Origin of the sequence: uncultured Campylobacter sp. (assembly GCF_938040115.1) — a bacterium.
Lineage (GTDB): Bacteria > Campylobacterota > Campylobacteria > Campylobacterales > Campylobacteraceae > Campylobacter_A.
This window is the reverse complement of sequence record NZ_CALHXD010000282.1, coordinates 1-4,761: the sequence shown is the minus strand read 5'-3', so window position 1 is coordinate 4,761 and position 4,761 is coordinate 1. Positions and strand designations below refer to the sequence as shown.

At 47.6% G+C, this 4,761-nt stretch carries 5 protein-coding genes and 2 pseudogenes; all 7 read left to right on the top strand.

Annotated elements, in window-relative coordinates:
• Positions 1–272, top strand: a pseudogene (locus Q0314_RS09545) (hypothetical protein); the annotation flags it as partial.
• Positions 273–360: 88 nt separating this feature from the next.
• Entirely contained in the window at positions 361–555 is a 195-nt protein-coding gene (gene thiS / locus Q0314_RS09540) for a sulfur carrier protein ThiS (RefSeq protein ID WP_298058539.1), read from the top strand.
• A gap of 1 nt (position 556) precedes the next feature.
• Complete coding sequence (locus Q0314_RS09535; protein WP_298058537.1) at positions 557–1,333, top strand: thiazole synthase; 777 nt, start codon at positions 557–559, stop codon at positions 1,331–1,333.
• Positions 1,334–1,618: 285 nt separating this feature from the next.
• Complete coding sequence (thiH, locus tag Q0314_RS09530) at positions 1,619–2,710, top strand: 2-iminoacetate synthase ThiH (RefSeq protein ID WP_298058541.1); 1,092 nt, start codon at positions 1,619–1,621, stop codon at positions 2,708–2,710.
• Between the two features lie 49 nt (positions 2,711–2,759).
• Entirely contained in the window at positions 2,760–3,413 is a 654-nt protein-coding gene (locus Q0314_RS09525; RefSeq protein ID WP_298058535.1) for a thiamine phosphate synthase, read from the top strand.
• Positions 3,414–3,496: 83 nt separating this feature from the next.
• Positions 3,497–4,321 (top strand): ChaN family lipoprotein, encoded by an 825-nt coding sequence (locus Q0314_RS09520; protein ID WP_298058533.1) that lies wholly within the window; start codon positions 3,497–3,499, stop codon positions 4,319–4,321.
• A 9-nt stretch (positions 4,322–4,330) separates the two neighbouring features.
• Positions 4,331–4,761: pseudogene (locus Q0314_RS09515) on the top strand (MotA/TolQ/ExbB proton channel family protein); the annotation flags it as partial.

Here is a 4,761-nt window from a genome sequence, read left to right as displayed (position 1 = left end):
TTGGCGTTCGCGTAAATATTTTTGCGATTTTCGGGCTCATTTTGGCGAGCGCGGTCGGCATAGATTATCTTATCTTTGCGCTAAACGACGACTTGTCGCGGCGGGAGCGCGTTTTTGGGATATTTGCCGCGTTTATCACGAGCTTTATCTCGTTTTTTGCGCTTAGTTTTAGCCAGACGCCGGCAGTTAGCGTTTTTGGGCTAGCCGTTAGCCTTTGCGTCGTATTTTACGGGCTTGCCGCCTGCACGCTCGCGATGAAAAATTTGGCTTAAATTTAGCAAAAAGAGGTATAATCGCGAGCTTACGCAGCGCGAAATTTGAACCAAACGGGCGCGCTAAATTTAATAAAACGGAAAGAAAATGCTAAAAATAAACGGCAAAGATGAGAGCGAATTTATCGGCAAAACAGTAGCCGAACTCCTCGCCGCAAAGGGGCTAAAGCCTGAGCGCATCGCGGTCGAGCTAAACGGCGAAATCTTGCCAAAAGATAAATTTGATACGGCGCTAAGAGACGGCGACTCGGCCGAGATAGTGCATTTTGTCGGGGGAGGTTGAGATGAAATTTGATGAAAATAACGATATTTTAGAGCTTGGCGGGCATAAATTTAGCTCGCGCTTTATACTGGGATCGGGTAAATTTTCATTGCCTCTTTTGGAGGCCGCGGTACACGAGGCGGGTGCGCAGATCGTGACGCTGGCGCTTCGCCGCGTGAACGAGGGCGGGATCGAAAATATTTTAGACTTTATCCCAAAGGGCGTGACGCTACTGCCAAACACCTCAGGCGCCAGAAACGCCGATGAGTGCGTGCGTATCGCAAAGCTAGCGCGAGAGGCGGGCTGCGGCGATCTCGTGAAGGTCGAGGTCATCAGAGATAGCAAATACCTGCTGCCCGATAACTACGAGACGATAAAAGCGACCGAAAAGCTCGCAAACATGGGCTTCGTCGTGATGCCCTATATGTACCCCGACCTAAACGTAGCGCGCGATCTAGCCTCTGCGGGAGCTGCGTGCGTGATGCCGCTTGGCGCTCCGATCGGAACGAACAAAGGCCTTTGCACGCGCGAATTTATCAAAATTTTACTCGCCGAGATAGACCTGCCCGTGATCGTGGATGCGGGTATCGGCACTCCGGCGCAGGCGTGCGAGGCGATGCAGATGGGCTGCGCGGCCGTGATGGCAAACACCGCTATCGCGACTGCCGGCGACGTAAAAACGATGGCGCAAGCATTTGCGCTAGCGATTCAGGCGGGCAGACTGGCGTATCTATCGGGGCTTGGCAATGTGAGCGAAAGCGCTCGGGCTTCGAGTCCGCTGACGGGATTTTTGGAGTAAATTTAGCTTTAAATTTGACGGCATGAAAAAACGGCGTCAAATTTGAGTCGTGCGAGGATGAAAATTGCCTCGTTAAATCCTGCGAATTTTAAATTTGACGATTTCGTGCGGTTTTAAATTTAGCGCCGAAAAGGCGCGGGTTTGTGCGCGTAAAATTTACGGCTCCTAGCCTTTAAAAACGATCAAATTTAACGCCCGAAATTTAGACGAAAAACGGAGAAATATTTGAAAAATATAGACGTGATGGAGTATGCCGACGGTGCGCAGCGCATAGACGAAACGCTGATGCAGCGGGTGCTAGCGGCGCGCGAAAGCTACGACTACGCGAAATTTGACGCCACAGACGTTAGGCGCGCTCTAAACGAGGAAAATCTAAGCGTAGACGGCCTAAAAGCGCTTCTAAGCCCGGCTGCTAGCGCATTTTTAGACGAGATGGCACAGGCGGCGCGAGATAGGACGCGCAGACAGTTTGGCAACTCGGTGCAGTTTTTTACGCCGCTTTATATCTCAAATTTTTGCGATAGCGACTGCGTCTACTGCGGCTTTAGCTCGAAAAATAAGATCTCGCGCGTGCGGCTAAAGGCGGACGAGGCGGCGACGGAGCTAGCTAATATCGCAAAAAGCGGACTAAAAGACGTGCTCATCCTAACCGGCGAAAGCGCGAAAAAAAGCGACCTGGGCTATATCGGCGAGGTTTGCAAGGAGGCGTCTAGACTTTTTAGCAACGTAGGCGTCGAGATATATCCGCTAAACGCCGACGAATACGCGTTTTTGCACAGTTGCGGCGCGGACTACGTCGTGGTTTTTCAGGAGACTTACGACCCGGCGACGTATGCGAAATTTCACCTAGGCGGCGTCAAGCGCTCGTTTGCCTACCGCTTCCACGCCCAGGAGCGCGCTCTCATGGGCGGTATGCGCAGCGTCGGATTTGCCGCGCTTTTGGGGCTTGACGACTTTAGAAAAGACGCTCTAGCCACCGCGCTACACGCGCATCTCATCCAGCAAAAGTACCCGCACGCCGAGATCGCGCTATCTTGCCCGCGCCTGCGACCCGCGATAAACAAGGCTCACGTCGGCCCGCGGGACATCGATGAGAGGGCGCTGTTTCAGGTTATCTGCGCGTACCGCCTCTTTTTGCCGTACGCAAATATCACGATCTCTACGCGCGAGTCGGCGCGCTTTCGTGACGGGGTCATCGCAGTCGCCGCGAACAAAATCTCAGCCGGCGTTAGCACTGGCGTGGGGACGCACTCGGATAAGGCCAAAAAGGGCGACGAGCAGTTTGAGATCAGCGACGCGCGCTCGGTCGATGAGATGCTGCTCGCCGTGCGTGGGCTAAATTTGCAGCCCGTGATGAGCGAGCATATTTACGTTTAGTACTTTGCGCTTTTGCGGGCGTAAAATTTGGCTTTTGGGGTAAATGGCGATGGAATTTGACAAATTTGAGCTCGTTTGGGTGACGAACCGCCGCTTGAGTGAGGATTTTTTCGCGGACGTTAGGCGAGTAGCGCAAAGCGGCAAGACGGATAAAATTTTGCTGAGGGAGAGCGATCTGTCCGAGGATGAATACGAAAATTTAGCCCGCAAAACGCTTGAGATCATCGCGGAGTGCGGCTCTGGTACGCAGCTTATTTTACATACTTATGCAAACACCGCAAGCAGGCTTGGCGTGAGCGAGCTGCATCTGCCTTTTGCTAAATTTGCGGCTGCGAGTGTCAAGCGGGCTACAAATTTGAGAGATTTGGTTAAATTTGATGGCGCCAGCTCGTATAAAGGGGGATACGGCGGCATTTGCGCGTCAAATTTAACGCAAAATTTCAAGATCGGCGTTTCGGTTCACTCTTTAGACCAGGCTTTATCGGCGCAGGAGCTAGGCGCTGATTATGTAGTGGTGGGGCATATTTTTGATACACCTTCTCACGCGCTAGAGCGAGGCAGGGGGCTTAAATTTTTACGTGAAATTTGCGAAAATTTAAGCATAAAAACCTACGCTATCGGCGGGATAAATTTTGAAAATTTAGACAAGATCAAGGATGCAGGCGCGGCAGGAGCCTATATGATGCGGGGATTTTTGGGTTAATTTTTTAATTTTGATTAATACTACTTTAATAACAAATTTTATACTATAGTCATTATCTAAAATAACTGATAATAGGAATAAAAATGAATACTTTAAAAATTGTTATTTTTCTTATCTTTGCTCTATTTTTGGTTGGGTGTAGCGGCAAATATGAAGTCACCCCACAAAGGCTAGATAATATCAAGGCTACGGCTAAAATCGTCAATCTAAGTACAAATAAAACGATGGATTTTGACGACTTTATTGTCGAGGTGTTAGATGCTGATATTTTACTGGTGGGCGAGCTACACGATGACTTTGACCACCATTTGGCAGAAATTTTACTCATCAAAGCGCTTTCAAAAAATAAAAACATAGACGTCGCTTTTGAGATGCTTGGAGGTGATAAGCAAAAATATGCAGATGGCTTGGATAAAAAAACTCGTCCGGGCGAGTTGATAAAAGCTATAAAATGGAATGATAAAATGTGGGAGTTAAGGCATTACAAAGGAGTGCTAGAAGCAGCATTTTATAGCGCTAACATCAAGTGCGCAAATTTAAGCGAAGACGAAATAAAGCTGATATTTACCGGCGCCCAGCCTATATCTGGTAAATTTTCCACATCCAAAAGCGTTCAAGAAGCTATCGTGAAAATCATCCGCGGAGCGCACGGAGGCGTAAATAAGCAGGATATACAGAAGCTTGTCCAGGCTCAGCAGTACAAAGATCGTAGGATGGCCGACGTCGTAAATAAATCTGCAAATTTTGCTTTGCTTATAGCTGGGAGGTATCACGTCCAAAAGGACATAGGGGTGCCGCTTCATCTTATGGATTTTAAAACGAAAAAGAAATTTAAAACTTTGTTTTTAGGCTTTGATGGCGATGACACGAGTGCTAAAGAGGCTGATTATCTATGGAAATTTAAATGAAGGTACGAGATGGCTAAAATTTTAGTGATTATTTTTTCTTTTTGTTTGTTGTTTGGTGAAAATAACGTAAGCGAATTTGAAAAATCGAGCGATAGCCAAGTAGTGTTTGATGTAAATTTATCTCAAGCTGGCTTGAAATTTGGCGGAGAGCAAAATTTGACCGGCATCGCCTCAAATTCTAAGGCGCCAAGCATAGATTTGTCATTTATTTCGCTTTTTAAGAACGCATATATAGTCGTAAAGATTGTTATATGCGTTTTGATTTTATTTTCCGTCATTACGTGGACGATTTTTATCGTCAAATTTATCCAGTTTAAGCTGGCATTTTGTAGACTCAAATCTGACGAAAACACTGTAAAAGACGCGTCTGATTGGCGGGTTTTAAAGTTAAAGAAAAAGAGCTTTGCAGTGGATTTTATAAGAGAACTTGAGGATGAGAG